Source organism: Butyrivibrio sp. AE3003 (assembly GCF_000686065.1).
Lineage (GTDB): Bacteria > Bacillota > Clostridia > Lachnospirales > Lachnospiraceae > Butyrivibrio > Butyrivibrio hungatei_A.
This window is the reverse complement of sequence record NZ_JMLX01000001.1, coordinates 3,043,551-3,059,440: the sequence shown is the minus strand read 5'-3', so window position 1 is coordinate 3,059,440 and position 15,890 is coordinate 3,043,551. Positions and strand designations below refer to the sequence as shown.

The 15,890-nt window shown below is 40.6% G+C and carries 14 protein-coding genes; all 14 read right to left on the bottom strand.

The genetic code is table 11. The features are described from left to right. Nucleotides 1-79: 79 nt before the first annotated feature. The 14 genes from CD00_RS0114670 to pseI all read right to left on the bottom strand — a co-directional run bounded on the left by CD00_RS0114670 (nucleotide 80) and on the right by pseI (nucleotide 15,889). Nucleotides 80-1,483, bottom strand: coding sequence for a DUF6020 family protein (locus CD00_RS0114670; RefSeq protein WP_207640507.1), 1,404 nt, complete (start codon nucleotides 1,481-1,483; stop codon nucleotides 80-82). After that, nucleotides 1,473-1,745 (bottom strand): hypothetical protein, encoded by a 273-nt coding sequence (locus CD00_RS0114665; protein ID WP_026656647.1) that lies wholly within the window; start codon nucleotides 1,743-1,745, stop codon nucleotides 1,473-1,475. Before CD00_RS0114665 ends, CD00_RS0114670 begins: the two co-directional genes overlap by 11 nt. Further along, nucleotides 1,732-2,682 (bottom strand): glycosyltransferase, encoded by a 951-nt coding sequence (locus CD00_RS0114660; RefSeq protein ID WP_026656646.1) that lies wholly within the window; start codon nucleotides 2,680-2,682, stop codon nucleotides 1,732-1,734. Before CD00_RS0114660 ends, CD00_RS0114665 begins: the two co-directional genes overlap by 14 nt. 40 nt (nucleotides 2,683-2,722) lie before the next feature. Next, nucleotides 2,723-3,259 (bottom strand): GNAT family N-acetyltransferase, encoded by a 537-nt coding sequence (locus CD00_RS18595; protein WP_051199168.1) that lies wholly within the window; start codon nucleotides 3,257-3,259, stop codon nucleotides 2,723-2,725. A gap of 2 nt (nucleotides 3,260-3,261) precedes the next feature. After that, the gene (locus CD00_RS0114650; protein WP_026656645.1) at nucleotides 3,262-5,046 is read right to left on the bottom strand and encodes a hypothetical protein; all 1,785 of its coding nucleotides are present in this window, start codon (nucleotides 5,044-5,046) and stop codon (nucleotides 3,262-3,264) included. 18 nt (nucleotides 5,047-5,064) lie between these two features. Beyond that, nucleotides 5,065-6,201 (bottom strand): dTDP-4-amino-4,6-dideoxygalactose transaminase, encoded by a 1,137-nt coding sequence (gene rffA, locus CD00_RS0114645; RefSeq protein ID WP_026656644.1) that lies wholly within the window; start codon nucleotides 6,199-6,201, stop codon nucleotides 5,065-5,067. Nucleotides 6,202-6,233: 32 nt separating this feature from the next. Next, entirely contained in the window at nucleotides 6,234-6,731 is a 498-nt protein-coding gene (locus tag CD00_RS0114640) for a GtrA family protein (RefSeq protein ID WP_051199169.1), read from the bottom strand. Nucleotide 6,732: 1 nt separating this feature from the next. Further along, on the bottom strand, nucleotides 6,733-8,511 hold the full coding sequence (locus CD00_RS0114635; RefSeq protein ID WP_026656642.1) for a hypothetical protein: 1,779 nt from the start codon (nucleotides 8,509-8,511) through the stop codon (nucleotides 6,733-6,735). Then, nucleotides 8,505-9,683 (bottom strand): acyltransferase, encoded by a 1,179-nt coding sequence (locus CD00_RS0114630; protein ID WP_026656641.1) that lies wholly within the window; start codon nucleotides 9,681-9,683, stop codon nucleotides 8,505-8,507. The genes CD00_RS0114635 and CD00_RS0114630 overlap by 7 nt, the downstream gene beginning before the upstream one ends. Nucleotides 9,684-9,752: 69 nt before the next feature. Continuing rightward, nucleotides 9,753-11,519: an ABC transporter ATP-binding protein gene (locus CD00_RS0114625; RefSeq protein ID WP_026656639.1), complete on the bottom strand. Its 1,767-nt coding sequence runs from the start codon at nucleotides 11,517-11,519 to the stop codon at nucleotides 9,753-9,755. A gap of 39 nt (nucleotides 11,520-11,558) precedes the next feature. Beyond that, entirely contained in the window at nucleotides 11,559-12,566 is a 1,008-nt protein-coding gene (locus CD00_RS18590) for a glycosyltransferase family 52 (RefSeq protein WP_051594230.1), read from the bottom strand. 73 nt (nucleotides 12,567-12,639) lie between these two features. After that, nucleotides 12,640-13,701 (bottom strand): glycosyltransferase family 2 protein, encoded by a 1,062-nt coding sequence (locus CD00_RS0114615; protein WP_026656638.1) that lies wholly within the window; start codon nucleotides 13,699-13,701, stop codon nucleotides 12,640-12,642. Beyond that, a complete protein-coding gene (gene pseG, locus CD00_RS0114610; protein ID WP_026656637.1) occupies nucleotides 13,698-14,783 on the bottom strand; it encodes a UDP-2,4-diacetamido-2,4,6-trideoxy-beta-L-altropyranose hydrolase in 1,086 nt (361 codons plus the stop codon). The genes CD00_RS0114615 and pseG overlap by 4 nt, the downstream gene beginning before the upstream one ends. Before the next feature lie 38 nt (nucleotides 14,784-14,821). Next, a complete protein-coding gene (gene pseI, locus CD00_RS0114605; RefSeq protein ID WP_330370450.1) occupies nucleotides 14,822-15,889 on the bottom strand; it encodes a pseudaminic acid synthase in 1,068 nt (355 codons plus the stop codon). Between the last annotated feature and the right edge of the window lies 1 nt (nucleotide 15,890).

Below are 15,890 nucleotides of genomic sequence, written 5' to 3'. Positions count from 1 at the left end.
ACAAGTATGTTTTTCCCTCTTTTGTTAGGCACTAAGCCAAGTTAAATATTATCATACCTGCCCCCCTTAATCAAACAGACTATGCCTGTGAGACATCATTTAAAGGTGCAAATAACAGTGGCAATGCATACCACAATATTGCCACGTACCTGACAAGATATGTAGGTCCCAAAAGAACCGTCATCCATGTCAGTATTAACGGTAAAAACGGAAGGACTCTGCCAAACTTTCCTTTTGATAAGCGATACAACATAACAAAAAGGTATATTAACATGCAAAATCCGGGTGAAAACAGCAGTGCCAATACCGGTGCATCCTTATGGAATGTTCCGATGGATATATATCTGTATAGCTTGTCTATCGCAGGAATATAGCTGTTCCGCTTTCCCGGCTGCTCAACTTCGTAGCCAAAGTACGAACTGTCGGTGTATGTAAAAGTAAATACCGATGTTCCCTTATATACGTTGATAAGTGCCGGCGGATACCAGTATCCATAAGAAGTCAGAAACCATGAATTCAGATATGCAGCCGGATGTCCCGCACCAAGCTTTGCCCAGAGCTTCCAGAAATCTCCGCTGTTTTTTTCATACAATTCGTTGTTAAAACCATACTTCACAAGATCTGACACGCGTGGCGTATAATTTGCAAGATTTTCTTCCGGTATATAGGCCTTGAGCGTATCGATATCTTCAAGTGACATCGAATCTTTTTCATAGGTATACACCCTTGCCATCTGCATTATAGGTACCGTAAGCATCTCCTGATGATCGGTTCCTTTCGAGGAAAAAGCTGCTCCGAGAGCAGTATTTATCACAAGATATGCCACTACCGGCACGGTCAGAACAAGCGCCAACCGCTTCGCAAGCTCTTTTCTGAAATATATAAATGCAAAAGGTAAAAACACAAGATAAGCATAAAATCCGTTGTGCCTAAAGAGCGGCATGAGAACAGCCGCGATGACAAAGCTTATAACAGAAAATCTGCTCTTTAAAAAGGCTTCCCTGTTCTCAACAAGTTTTATAAGTGACAATGTCACATATAACAAAAATGCAGTAAAAAGCCCGTCTTTACTTGAGCAAAGATTGTACATAACAATAACCGGAAACACTCCGTAGTACAGCGTCCAGGCTATAAGCGAACGCTTTCCGATTCCTTTTTTCCTCAGATAATCCATGACATACGAAAGGATAAGCGTGATCACCAGCATCTGAAAAATAGTATAAATAAATATTCCGCCGTTCCAACTACCTGTGAGTTTATGAAAGACCGCTATCGTGCCACCAAGAAGAAGCACGTGCAAAAGAGGATGATGCGTCGAAAAAGTTCTGGTAAGGACTTCATTAAGTTCATCCTGCGCATCATAGACAAAAAACCCCGGAAACTCAGCAAGAATGACGATAGTATTAAGAGCTACCATGGCTGCCCAGCTCTTAAACATGAAATTCTTATCCTCATTCGGCTCTGTTTTGCCACTAATAGTCACAAAGCCAAAGAGTTTTTTTCCCCTGCCTTGCCCCGTCATAATTGTTCCAGACGTAATATACATCTATTGTAAGAATGAACGCAAAACACAAAATAAGAGCATAAGTTCCGGCATCTTTAAAGTTCACATTATCATATTTTTCAAGCTGATATCCGAACACCAGAAAAATACCCGATAAAATGCCAAATAAGCCTGACATAAGCCAGGCTGTTAAGTTCTGTTTTTGATTATTATTTTCAGGCCCCATATTACTCTTTATCATCACGTGTTGTCTCTCGAATTACATACTGAGGATTCTTGTTCTGTGCAATATATGTCCTTCCGACATACTCTCCGACCATGCCGAGCATAAAAAGTATCATTCCACCGATAAACACTAACGCGGACATAAGAGCATAATATCCTTTATAATTTGATGCATACGGATAAACAAATTTCAAAATAATCGTATAAATACCGAACAAAAATCCAAGTACGGACAAAATAAATCCAACCATAGTCGCAAGTCTCAAAGGTTTAATACTAAACGCCGTGAACCCGTTTATCCACAGCATAAAGAGCTTTCCCAGATTATATCCGCTCTGTCCGACTTCTCTTTTTCTGTGATTAACGTCAACGTTTACAACATTGCTTGTCGTCCTAAGCACAAGTCCGATAACATAGGGAAAAGAGCTGTCATACTTTATCATCTCGTTAACAACAAATCTTCTTACTCCGAAATAGCTGGACACAAAGAGATCCTTTGGCTTTCCAAGCATCACTTCCGCCATCCACTCATTCATAGCCGTTCCGAAATTTCTGAAGCTGTTGTGCTGTTTGTGCGCATATCTCGCATATACGGCATCAGCGCCGTCTCTGAGTGCATTAAGGAGCTTAAATACTTCACTTGCGGGAGTCTGGCCGTCATCGTCAAGGCATATTACATAATCGCCCTGAGAAGCGTTAAGTCCAGCCATAAGAGCAGCATGCTGTCCGAAATTCTTGGCAAAATTTATTCCCGTAACAATGTCGGAATGCTTCTTTGCAATCTCACCTATCTTTCCCCATGTATTGTCGGGAGATCCGTCATTTACAAGCACGATCTCATAGATATACTCGTCGGAATCCTTCATTGTATCTACAATTTCATCCACAACCTCACTAAGAGTATTCTCAGATCTGTAGCAAGGGATTATGAAACTTACTGATTTCTTCTGCATTCTTATCTAAAACCTTTCGACTTATGTGTGAAAACGCTGTTTATAACATTTTTTCCATAAGTATCATATCACTTTTTTGACCGTCACTGCACTCAACCTGCGCAAGATCTTTTGTCTTTACAAATCCCGCATTTGAATAGCTCTTTATTGCAACTTCATTATAGGCAAATGCCTTAAGGAAAACTTTTTTAAGCCCTATGGTCTCTTTGGCATACGTAAGCGCAAGAACCGCGGTCTCATTGCCGTAGCCTTTGCTTATCGCGTCATCCTCACCGATAAATATGCCATATTCCGCAGATTTTTCTTCCTTGTCGATATCCCTAAAGTACACGCTTCCAACGGGTTTGTTGTCATTATCGTTCTCACAGATAATAAACTGCTCAACAAGTCCCGTCATAATCTTTGTCTTAAACCAGTTTTCATGCAGTTCTTTTGTAAACACTTCTTTGAAAACGAAATTATTCCTGACTCTCTCGTTATTTCTCCACTTTACGATAAGATCTGTGTCTTCCAAGGTAATCTTTCTTAGAGATACCTTTTCTCCGCGGATTACAAAGCCCTGTGTTCCTCTTTCCATAATTATTTCTCCCTGACCGAGTATATTGCAAAAGCATCATCTATAATTGTCTCGCGGTCAACCGTAACCTCTATGCCTTTATCTCTGTAATAATCAATTATCCAGTCAATTCCGTCTTCATCCGACTGTGTCTGGACCATATATGCATTTTGTGCCAAAAGTCCCGACTGCATATCGCTGTAGCCGGCTCTTGAAAGCTTCTTCACCGTAAGAGGACTCTTTACTCCCCATCCTCCCAGCAGATCATGGTTTGCGTAGTCATTATTAACTCTGTCAAAAAGCTTCTCCGAAAATGTAGCCTCGCCTTCTTCCATATCATTTTCGCATGAAATGGATGTATACACATCAATAAAATAAAAATTGTCACTATTTTCGGCAAAGTAGTCATAAAGCGCATCATAGTGCTTTCGCATAAGCTCCCTTGCATGAAGTTCCGAATCGATCACCTTTTTCTGATTGGGAACAAATAAAAGAGAAATCATCATAATTACGAATACTATCTTGTACGGCAAAACGCTGCTCTTACCCGCACGTCTTAAGAGAATCGCAAACAGCACCAGTATCTCTATAAGATAAAGCGGGTGTGTGATCCTTATAGGCACTCTGCGTCCCATTATGATATAAATCCACAGAGTTGTCCTGCACATGAACAACAAAGCAAGCGCGCCAATTACGCGGAGAGTTTCCTTTTTGCTGCTGTCCTGTCTTGGAAACATGTAGGAAATAAGAACTCCGAGGTAAAGTATTATCACTATCAGATTCCAAGGACAATAATTCTCCGAATCCATCTCATAGCTCTGCGGCATACTGAAATTATGAAGTCCGTATATATACTTGGAAAATGCAGCCTTCAATCGCTGAGCAAAAGGCTCCTCATCGGATCTTAACTTATCTGCATACTCCGCAACTTCGTTTAATACCTTTGCATCTATCTCATCGTCCAAACCAATATTATAGTTTTCAAACGTGATCAGCTCATACTCACTCTTATCAATGCCAATACTGTCGTAAAAATCCTTATTTGCCTCATATTCAGGAACGTACTGAAAATCATACAATTGCGTTCTTGCATCAAAAATGTCGTTATATTCCTTCCACTCGGGCAACGAAAACGCAAATTTATGTATGCCCATTGCAACCGCAAGTGCCGCAACGATAACGCCAAACAGCTTAAGGCAGTCCAAAAACTCTTCTTTGTTCATATTCAGCATCCATCTTATAAAGATGGCCACACATACCATGGGAAGCGTTAAAAGAAGCATTTCAGACCTTAAAAGAAACGCTGTCAGAATAAGCCAGAAAGCAATGCCAAAGTTTTTATCAACTTCTTTTTCATGCGTAAGAATAAGAAATGCCGCAGTCGCAGACAAAAGGCCGCATGTAAATGTATATTGAACAAAAAGAAAATGTGCGCCTATCACTCCAATTGAGAAAAACAGCACAAACAACGTCACCAGGATCTTATGCTTAAGTTTCGGGCATACCTGAAGCGCTTTGTAGGAGATAAGAAACACGCACATATACTGACAAATGCACAAAAAAATACCATACCAGTCAAAGCCTCTTACCACTCTGTAGAACATCGAGATAAAAGCGCTTATCGGATACAGCATTTGTATATTGTGAGCTTCGGGAGCACCCGTATATGCTCCCGAAAGCATGTCCTTCATCAGAACATCATCATTTAGATCAAAATAGTAATCTCCGATAAATCCCATGAAAAGAACTGCAATAAGTATCAAAACCAAAGAAATTATAAAATTGGGTGTATTTTTAGTTTTTTTCATACCGGGCTCCGTTTTTTATCAGTTAAATTTGTAATACTCCTTAACCCTTGCAATAACTTCTTCCTGATCGTTTTCTGATAATTTGTAGTACATGGGAAGGCGGAGAAGTCTCTCACTCTCCTTGGTTGTATATTTGTCCTCTCCACTAAATACACTGTACTTAACTCCTGCTTTTGAGGAATGAAGAGGAACATAATGAGAAGCGGGAAGTATATCGTTGGACATAAGATATCCGATAAGTCCCTTTCTCTCTTCAAAATCTTTACACTTAATATAGAACATGTGCGCATTATGAACACACTCTTCCGGAATATAAGGAAGCTCTATAAGCCCTTTTTCTGCAAGGGGTGTAAGTTCCTCATAATATCTGTTCCAGCTCTTTAATCTGTCGTTGTTGATCTCATCCGCCATGTTGAGCTGTGCATAAAGATATGCAGCGTTCATGTCACTCGGAAGGAATGATGATCCGGGCATTATCCAGCTGTATTTGTCAACTTTACCAAGCTTGTAGAGAGTACGGTTTGTTCCTTTCTCTCTGATGATGATGGCATCGTCAACATACTTCTCATCTCTTAAAAGAAGTGCTCCGCCTTCGCCCATGCTGTAATTTTTAGTCTCATGGAAACTGTAGTTACCGAAATCACCGATTGCGCCAAGTGCTTTTCCCTTGTATGTAGACATTACGCCCTGAGCAGCATCTTCAATAACAAGAAGGTTGTGTCTCTTAGCGATATCCATGATGGTATCCATCTCACATCCGACACCCGCGTAATGCACAGGTACGATGGCTCTTGTCTTAGGTGTTATTGCCTGCTCGATAAGCTTCTCATCAATATTCATGGTATCGGGCCTGATATCAACGAATACGACCTTAGCTCCTCTAAGAACAAATGCATTTGCAGTTGAAACAAATGTGTAAGAAGGCATGATAACTTCATCGCCCTCTTTTATTCCCGCAAGAATTGCAGCCATCTCGGTTGCATGTGTGCATGATGTGGTAAGAAGTGCTTTTGAAACGCCCGTCTTTTTCTCAATCCACTCATTATCGAGCTCTGTGTACTTACCGTCTCCGCAGATTTTCTGTGCTTCGACGCACTCTTTTATATATTCGAATTCTTTGCCCGTATAAGGGGGCACATTGAAATTTATACGCATAGCATGTAACCTTCTTTCCCCAGTCCTTGTCCTTAATCCTTCTTTTCAAGAAAGATTTTTCTTGTTATGAAATTATAAACCATTACAATTGCAGTGGCAAAAATCTTTGATATGGTATACATAAGATTATGTCCCACATGTGCGTTCAGCCATGCAATATTTTTGTAGAAGTAGCTTACTCCGAGATAGATGATAGCACTGTTTATTCCCATGCCGATAAGAGAAAGAATGACAAAAGCTACAAATTCTGCTTTTCTGTCAAGATCTTCTTTTCTTTCAAATACAAACTTAAAGCTTAGAACATAATTTGCAATAACAGATACTATAAAGCCAAGTGCAGATCCGATAAGAGATGCCACCTCGAAGCTGTCCTTACCGAATATTGCAACAATAATGTTCATTGCAATAAGCCCTACAAGATAATCAATAAAAAAGCACACAACTCCTACTATTCCAAATTTGAATATCTGATAAAGAAGCTTATGTCCCTCAAGCCACTTTCCCAATGCAGATTCATTAAAACCGTCCATTTTATTCCTCACTTTCATTCTGAGCAGAATATACTACGAAATTCTCACTCTCGAAGATTATATTATAATCATGTTTTTCGATATAGTCCAATAACATCTCATTTTTAGCTTTAATATTGGGATTATCAAGCATGACCTCGTCAAGTTTTCCGATTATCACAACAGGCTTCGGATCATCTGACGCAATAAGCTTATCAAGCGAGTCTCTGAAACTGTTGATTGAATAGCTGTCAAGGTCAGGCCAGGTCGTATCTATAGCAGGTTCCATATCAAAAATATACGAAAGCCCCGGAACATTGCCAAAGAGTAATGCCTTACCCTGAATAAGCCCATTGTCCTCAAGACAGGTCTTTAGTTCAGAAAGCGAATTGTAATTATCCTTTGTTGTCACAAGTCCGTTTGCTTTGGAAATATCAGTAACCTTAGTGTCCAGATTTAATTCGGGTGTAGCCTCATTATGATCTGCAAAAGAAAATCTTGCATGGAAAATCGCTCCCTGCACCAGAAGCACAACAATAACTCCCGTTATCATCGCCTGCCATGCAAAATTCCACTCATTATCCACAAACCTCTGCATAAATCTTTGTATTATCCACAATCCAATCGGCGCAACGAGGAAAAGGCAGTTTACAAGCGGCATTGTTCGATTATTACTTCCGATCGGCAGAATAATTATCAACATAAGAGCCGCACACGAAAGCGTTCTTTCTTCATTCCCACCCTTAAGAAATCCACATGCTCCCGCGATCGTAACGATAACGATTATTATCAAAAGCATCATTGCCGCCTGGAACATTGATTCATAGTAATAATAGTTTCTTGAGAATACATCTTTTTTTACATAGTACACAGCAAGTAAAAGAAGCCCTGCCACGTATAAAGCTTTTTTAAGTAATATATATTTCTCTTTTGCCACACGAAACATGATGATGCCTGCGATAAGGCACGGGATCATTATGAGCATGTTTCCAAGTGTATGCGTATATGCCTCAAAAATATCCGCAAGCATTCCACCCGACGAGTAATCGGTAGCTTCGCCGGTCATGGCAAAAAGCTTACCTATCGCATTTGGATATGTATCAAAGCCGTATATCAGCGAAATAAGAAGCAGCGGCACTCCAAAACCCGCAGCATAGCCCGCAATACAAACGCCTGTCTTTTTCGCGGCATCAGCAAACTTCTCTTTTGAAATAAACGAGTTGAACCACAGGATCAAAATGAGCATGCAGTCAAGAATAGCCGGAAAGCGCATCAATATATTAAGACCAAGACACGCTCCTGCCGCAAACAGCAAAATGTTCTGTCTTTCTTTTGAAAAAATACCAAGGAGAAGAAAAAGAGTCCCCAGCGTCACCATAAGATACGGGAGATAATGGTACAGGATCACTCTCGGCGCCCAGCAAAGGCTTTCAGCGATGAGTTCCCCGACAAATATCATCCATCCCGGCATCCACCTCTGAAGCAAATAGTATGACACAAGCGCCATCGCACTGATTATGAAAGTGCAATAGACAGAAAATCCAAGCATGGTTCCGGCGCCCGGAAATTTCATGATGATACTTCCGACAAGATTTGAAAGAAATGTTGAAAAGAGCCACATCGGATCAACACTTCTCATAAACTCATAATTTCCCAGGTTGTACGTGGTATCAACAATATCAAGTCCCCTGGTTATACCAAAAAAGGGATATAACAACAATACCACCGGAAAGAAATATCTTTCCAGCGGCTGCCTAAATCCCTTTAATTTCATAAAATAGCTTCTGATATCATTTAACATAAGTCATCATCCACACGTTTTATCAGTCTGAATAAACCTGTATCACCAAGCACTCTTCCGATGAAATTGAAAATATATTTTCTGATCCAGTCCACAAAGATTCCCGCGAAGAACACCATAAGAACAGAAATAACCAGATGAATAAAGAATGTAAGAACATTATCAAGCGGAGTCTCTCCGATAATCTGCTCTATCCACTCAACCCATCTGTCCGCAATCTCAAAGTGCATGTGAAGAAGATACACGCCAAGAGTATATGGCGCTATTATCCTGATCACCTTGGCAAAAAGATTTTCTTTTAACCGCATAAATCTAAAGACTGAAAACAGTCCAAGTGCTCCGGTAAGGGCAAAAAAGAAATTGTAGTGGCAAGGAACTCCCGCATAATATTGGAATTTGCCTTTATATATATAATCGCCTATTTCTTCAGAATAAATTCTTGTAGTCGTATCAAAATTGATCTTATAAAAAATAAAGCCGATCGCAGCTATAACAATAACCGATACAAGATAAACGAGCGCACTTCTCTTTGCATCGCGGAAAAGGACAACATTATATTTCCTGATATATGCCGCGATAAGGTACAGGCAAATGAACCATCCGAAGTCATATCCCATTCTGTCAGTGCCAAACTTTGCGGGAACAATGCTCTTGATAAAACAGAACCACGTAAGAAGTCCTATTATGACTGTCTTAAGCTGTTTTCTCTTAAGAGTATTAACCGCTGCATTCATAACAGGCGCCAGCACATACATGATCACATACGCCGTCACAAACCAGTAATGCTCGCTAGATATCGGGAAAAGATATCTCAAAGCCCTGTCAAGCTTATCTTCAGGCTTAACAGAATATGCTCCGACAAACATCATTGCGCCTGAAATAAGAAGTGTATAGAAATAAACCTGCAAAATAAGGAGTAATATCTTACTGAATTTCACCTTCGAAGAAGACAGATAGTATCCACTGATAAGCACATAGACATTAACCCCCGTGATGGCAATTGCTTCAAGTATCGTTGCAAAAATCTGCACACTAGAAGCAGGCTCTCCAAGTTCAAGCAGTGCTTTTGACTGATTATTAAAATGGAGAGTTATGATCATAAGCATTGCTACGATTCTGAGAAGTTCGATATTCGCATCCCTCTTTTTTTTCGTAATACTCTGACTGTCCATTGCACCTCCGTTTATATTTCCATAGTCAAACCGGTCATATTACTGCTCCTGTCGATTGCTAATTTGCCTTTATCTGTCTGCGACAGCTTTGCCATCTTTAATGCTGTAAACCATATCGCACTTCTCGATTGTCTGAAGTCTGTGCGCGATAATAACAAGTGTTTTTCTTCCATGGAGCTTGTTTATTGAATCCATGATAGCTGCCTCAGTCTCATTATCAAGAGCTGAAGTTGCTTCATCAAGAACAAGTACCTCCGGATCTTCGAAAAGAGCTCTCGCGATACCAATTCTCTGTCTCTGTCCGCCTGAAAGACGAATTCCTCTCTCACCGATCTTGGTATCAAGACCTTCGGGAAGAGATTTTACATATTCATCAAGCGATGCTTCTTTCAGTGCCTGCCATACTTTGGCATCATCAATATCTTCATCGGCATAGCCGAAAGCAACATTCTTTCTTATTGTTGAATCTATCATAAAGATTGTCTGCGGAATATAGCCGATATTCTTGAGCCATCCGCTGTAGTTCTCCATTACATCAACACCGTCGGCATAGATATGTCCGCTCTCTGTCTTAAGAAGACCGAGCATAACGTCTACAATCGTAGTCTTGCCCGCACCTGAAGTACCAACGATACCTACGGACTTTCCTACAGGGACTTCCATGTCCGCATGATTAAGCACATATCTGTCAGCACCCGGATATTTATAAGTGATATCCTTAAGTGAAATGGTCTTATTAACGGGAAGCTTCTTGGTCTCAAGCTTCTTCCTGTAATCCTCGCTGTTGTATGAAATAGAGCTGTCGTTGATCTCCTCCTGAAGATTGTCGCTTACGTTCATGAGGAACGGCTCAAAGTAAGCAATACTTGTGAGGTAATTGTTTATTCTGTTGGCACTTGGAAGGAGACGTGCTGCGGCCAGACCCAGAACAGAAAACTGAGCAAACAATGTTGCATCATTTGTTCCGCAAGCCATTGCAAACAACATATATCCAAGCATTCCCGCAATAGCAATAGTCTCAATCAAAAGTCTGGGCGTTGAATTGTAAAGATTGTACTTCTGAACCGCATTGACATATCCTGCGCCACAATTTGCATATCCGTTAATAAAATAGTTTTCTTTATTGGCAATCTTTATCTCTTTTATTCCTGTGACGGATTCATCAATCCACTTATACAGCCCGCTGTAATAATCCTGATTTTCTTCTCCCGCTTTTGTCATAACAGGCTTAATAACATACTTGATAACCAGAAGCACAACCACAAGAAGCGATGCTATAGAAACGGTCATTACAGCATCCTGAGTCAAAAGCATAATAACAAGACAAGCAAAAACAATAATCTCACTTATAAGCTGCAAAGAACTCAGAATAAGCCCGTACATATTATTTACATCAGACGTTATGTTTCTCTGGATAACACTGGTATCTGCATTTAAATAGTACTCGTAAGGACGCTGCATAAAATTGATCATCATTCTTCTTGAAGTTGCAAACTGATTTGTGTATACGAACTTAAGTTGAACTTTGTTCATAAAGAAAAGAAAAATGTTCTTTACAACAAAAACAATTATCATGATCACCATTATGATTGCAACAAACACTCTGGGACCATCCTCAGCTCCGCCAAGATTAAAAACCGTATAATATACATATGAGAGTTTCTCACTCTTATCTATAAGATCAGGCCTTATCAAAATTTCCATGATGGGAGCGATAAGAGCAATTCCTAATGCTTCAAGTATTCCTCCTATAAGCATCATGAAAACAATGCCGACCATCTGCTTTTTCTGTCTTGCATCGAGCAAGAGCATCAGTTTCTTATAAATCTTACGCATAAAATCAATTAAACCCTTCCGACTTATTTACATTATGCTTTAATCTGTTATAGCCTCATTCTGTCTGTGAATCTCGGGCGCTTCGTACTTATCCATGAAATCGTCCCCAAGATACAGCTTCTCTTTTACAAAACCGATAGAATCCACAACAGTATACACCGACACAAGTCTGTCAAATGAGAGCCCCTCTATAAAGTTAAGCATCTCCATAGGGAAAGATCCGTCAAGCACGATTGCATCGGGAAATGCCTTTGTATAATCAAGGTAATCTCTCGGGTGCTGCTTTATCATTACCACAGCATCCCTTCCATCTATATTACCATAGGCGTCAATAATGTCTCTGAATATACGCTCTCTGGTCTCCAGATCGCACAGAGGCTCTGACAAAACAAGAAGTGTCTTTCCGTCTTTTTCCTTAAAGAGCTTATCCCTAAGTCCCTTAATATCATCGACAAAGAGTTCCAGCATCTTCTCTTTTTCCTGCGAAGTAAGTCTGTCCGTGAGCATCTTCCTCGGAAGTTCGACATATTTTTTACAAGGGTAAGGAAGCACCGATATGTTATTAACTTCCATGTCTATGCAATATCTTCCGTAGCCGTTCTGGATATGAATAAGTCCCAGAGATGCGATAAATGCTTTGATCTTAAAATGACCTCTGTTATCATAACGAGCCGTATCATAATATCTTATACAGTCCAGCCCGTCCTCAACGGCGTGATATCGTATCTTCTTGTAGTTAAGATAATATCCTATCGGATCGGAATCGCAGAATACATAGATATCCTTATATTTCTTAAAATCAACGGGAATGTACTGTTCCTGAAGTTTTCCGAACTTTCTGCAAAACTTTATTCTCTTTATCATGTTTGACACGATATTTCCGGAATCGGTCTTAAGCTCTTTGAGCTCAGGGAAAAAAGAATCTTCCTTCTCATCATACTCAAAAACCTCTTCAAAGATATCGCTTTTCTTCGCTCTCTCTATCATGCCGCCAAATTTATTCGACATCTTTGAAAGAACAAGCGAAGCCTTTTTTGCCGTCAGCAATATAAAATTCTTTTAAGCATGCCACATACACATGGTAAAAAGTGTGACAGACATAAATTCTATCGAACATCTCTTATCTTCCGTTCCTTAGATCTCTGTAAAACCACAGCAGTCTGTAATAAATATAAAACAGAAGGTGTGACTTCATCTGCATTTTAATAAGCTTCTTTTCTTCCGCATGGACTTTCTCGATATAGTATTTGTTGTTCTGAAAATCAGGGAAAGTCTCTTTCATCTCTTTCGCAAGCTTCTTTGCAAAGCCGTAGCTGTTCTTAATCCCTGATTTCCTGGGCATTACGGAGAAAAGTGTGTTCACATAAAATAGCACTGTATATTGAAATTCAATCTCATCTTTATAATCGTCAAAGTAGCCGTTTTCCTTAGCTTCTGTAAGTATCTGTCTTCCGGCGGTCATTCGGTCTTCGAGGTTCTTCTCGGAAATACTGTGAACCGTCGAAGCATTGTGCTGATAATAAAAATAAAGCGGCTCTTCAATATATTCGAAATGCTTGGATCTTATCATCCAGGTATTACTTACCGCATTGTCTTCGTAAAAAATATCTTCGGGGAAGATATCAAGTTTTTCTTTTGTTCCCGGAACATAATCGCCGACTATTATTTCTCTCTTATAAACCTTCACAACAAGACTTCCGGTCTCTATGAGAAGATTCTTGTAGCGCTGCTTATCCATAATGCCCGTTTGGGAAAAATTGTTGTTGTGGACTACCTTTCCGACTTCGAAGGTATGTTTATCCACAAAACAATAGTCGCATCCGACCATGTCAGCTCCCGTCTCTTCGGCCTTCTTAATAAGCCTTTCGTAGTAATCGGGAACAATCCAGTCATCGGCATCTATAAATCCAAGCCACTCGCCCTTTGCAACGGCAAGTCCGATATTCTTGGCTCCGCCCTGATGGTGATTAACTTCGGACCTTATGGCAATGAAATTCTCCGGATACTTTTTGCTGTAATCAAGAAGTATATCATAAGAATTATCCGTCGAGCAGTCATCGACCGCTATAATTTCAAAGTCCTTGGGCTCAAGCGTCTGTGCCACAAGACTCTTTAAACAATAATCAAGTTTTCCGTCAGCTGCCATGTTGTAAACAGGCACTATTATACTCAGTTTTTTCATGTAAGCTCCAAAATTGCCTCAGCTATCTTTTTGGCCCCGTCTCTTCCGACTATGCTTCGGGCCGAGTCACTCATCTTCTGTCTAAAAGCTTTATTATCCACTGACGCAACGCCCCAGGTCACGATCTTGCGCAGCACCTTGTCATCCTCGCGCACATCTCCCGCGTATTTGGCCGCTCCGACTTTGTCAAAGCCTTTTACAAATTCCATCTGATTGTCTGCCATACTGAACACTACTGTCGGAACGCCGATCGCACACAACTCGTAAAGTGTTGTCCCACCTGCAGTTACAGCAAAATCAGCTTTTTCCATAATTTCCGACATATCCGTCACACATTCATGAAGCGTAATCTCCGAATGCTTACCGGCAAGTTCTTTTAGTTCCTCTTTGTAATCGTCTTCAAAAAGAGCTCCCACTATAACATCACATGAAATATCCGTCGCAAAACACGGCACATTACTGCCAACTTCCCGCTCTTCATAAACACTCTTAAGCATAGTTCCGATAACGCGATAAGGATCTGTTCCTCCCGTAGAAAGAAATGCTCTTCCCGCAATATCTTTTACATTGTAATCAATGTCTGAAAACTGTTTTCTCAAGGGTGCATATTCTCCACCCAGAAGTTTTACAGGTGCACTGTACATGTTCTCATCAAAGATCAGATCGTAATTGACAACCATGTCAACCGGATAGTCAAACTTGCAAAGATCGTCAATATAGCCGGTCTTCGTGCTTGGACTGTTCTCTTTTATAGACTCGTTCAGAAGATTAAAATACTCTTCTGTCATAAAATATGAATCTATCAGGAAAAAATCCGGCTTCTCATCTCTGAGCATCTCGTCCATTACAGGAAAATCCGTTAGTGGATCCGAAAAAACAGAGTGAAGTATCGTTGCATTGTAGAAAACTCCGTCCTCCTCAGACAAGGTCTTTAAAAGATCCGCGCTGCTTTCGTCAGATAAGATAAACTCCACATCTGCCCCAAGATCCGACAGCTCTTTTGCGATTGTCATACACCTGCGTATATGTCCTGTCGCTATTATTCCGTTACCGTTTGCCTTGATCCAGACTTTTTTTCCCATTCTGTCCTCCCGGCATTAAACATAAACAGTTCATATCCTTAGTTAAAATCTTCGTACTTAAGCGGTTCGCCTCTGTACAGGTCATGCGAAGCTCTCTTTCCGACAATATTGTCATATTCTATAGGCGGAAGCCCGTTACCCGGACGGATCGATCTGATATTCTCAGAAGTAAGCACTTCGCCCTGTTTGATGTCTTTTACAATAAAAAGAGATCTTGCTCCTTCTCGCTCCGTCTCCTGAACGGGAGTAAGCTTGTATTCCTTGCTTCCAAGCGCTTTCTCAACCATTCTGACATTCTTAACAAGCTCTGCAAACTCCTGCGGTTCCATTGAAAAAGCTCCATCAGGACCTCCGTCACTTCTCTTAAGTGTGAGATGCTTTTCTATCATTCTTGCACCGAGCGCAACAGAAGCTACCGCAACCGCGCTTCCCATAGTATGATCGGAAAGTCCCATAACACAGCCGTATTCCTGTGCAAGCGTAGGTATCATATTAAGATTTACATCTTCATAAGGTGTTGGATAAGCAGATGTGCATTTCAACAGGATAATGTCCTTATTGCCCTCTGCAAGACACGCCTCTATTGCAAGCCTTATGTCGCTCTCCCTTGCCACTCCAGTAGCGATGATCATCGGCTTTTTCTTTGATGCGCACTGCCTGATAAGCGGAATATCCGTTATCTCATAAGAAGCGATCTTGTATGCGGGCATATCCATCTCTTCCATGAAATCAACAGCCGTGCTGTCAAAAGGGGATGAAAAGCAATCAAGTCCCAGCTTTTTTGCCTCTTCGCAGAGCTTTGGCTGCCAGTCCCAAGGGGTGTATGCTTCCTCATAAAGCTTATGAAGAGTTGTACCGTCCCAGATAGTTCCGCCCGTAATCTGAAAATAGCTCTTGTCAGAATCGATTGTTATCGTATCAGCCGTGTAAGTCTGCAGTTTTATGGCATCCACGCCCGCCTCTTTTGCAGCATGTATTATTTCAATCGCTCTGTTATAATCCTGAAGATGATTGGCTGACATCTCAGCAATAATATAGACAGGATCGTCAGCTCCGATGTAGTGATTTGCAAGCTTGATCCTCCGGTTAAGTTCAAACATAGACATT

What these genes read in the sequence shown, in the direction of transcription:
- CD00_RS0114650 (WP_026656645.1), bottom strand. Translation starts at nt 5,046, where the DNA reads ATGAAAAAAACTAAAAATACACCCAATTTTATAATTTCTTTGGTTTTG.
- rffA (WP_026656644.1), bottom strand. Translation starts at nt 6,201, where the DNA reads ATGCGTATAAATTTCAATGTGCCCCCTTATACGGGCAAAGAATTCGAA.
- CD00_RS0114635 (WP_026656642.1), bottom strand. Translation starts at nt 8,511, where the DNA reads ATGTTAAATGATATCAGAAGCTATTTTATGAAATTAAAGGGATTTAGG.
- CD00_RS0114625 (WP_026656639.1), bottom strand. Translation starts at nt 11,519, where the DNA reads ATGCGTAAGATTTATAAGAAACTGATGCTCTTGCTCGATGCAAGACAG.
- CD00_RS0114665 (WP_026656647.1), bottom strand. Translation starts at nt 1,745, where the DNA reads ATGATAAAGAGTAATATGGGGCCTGAAAATAATAATCAAAAACAGAAC.
- CD00_RS18595 (WP_051199168.1), bottom strand. Translation starts at nt 3,259, where the DNA reads ATGGAAAGAGGAACACAGGGCTTTGTAATCCGCGGAGAAAAGGTATCT.
- CD00_RS0114615 (WP_026656638.1), bottom strand. Translation starts at nt 13,701, where the DNA reads ATGAAAAAACTGAGTATAATAGTGCCTGTTTACAACATGGCAGCTGAC.
- pseG (WP_026656637.1), bottom strand. Translation starts at nt 14,783, where the DNA reads ATGGGAAAAAAAGTCTGGATCAAGGCAAACGGTAACGGAATAATAGCG.
- CD00_RS0114660 (WP_026656646.1), bottom strand. Translation starts at nt 2,682, where the DNA reads ATGCAGAAGAAATCAGTAAGTTTCATAATCCCTTGCTACAGATCTGAG.
- pseI (WP_330370450.1), bottom strand. Translation starts at nt 15,889, where the DNA reads ATGTCTATGTTTGAACTTAACCGGAGGATCAAGCTTGCAAATCACTAC.
- CD00_RS0114630 (WP_026656641.1), bottom strand. Translation starts at nt 9,683, where the DNA reads ATGGACAGTCAGAGTATTACGAAAAAAAAGAGGGATGCGAATATCGAA.
- CD00_RS0114640 (WP_051199169.1), bottom strand. Translation starts at nt 6,731, where the DNA reads ATGGACGGTTTTAATGAATCTGCATTGGGAAAGTGGCTTGAGGGACAT.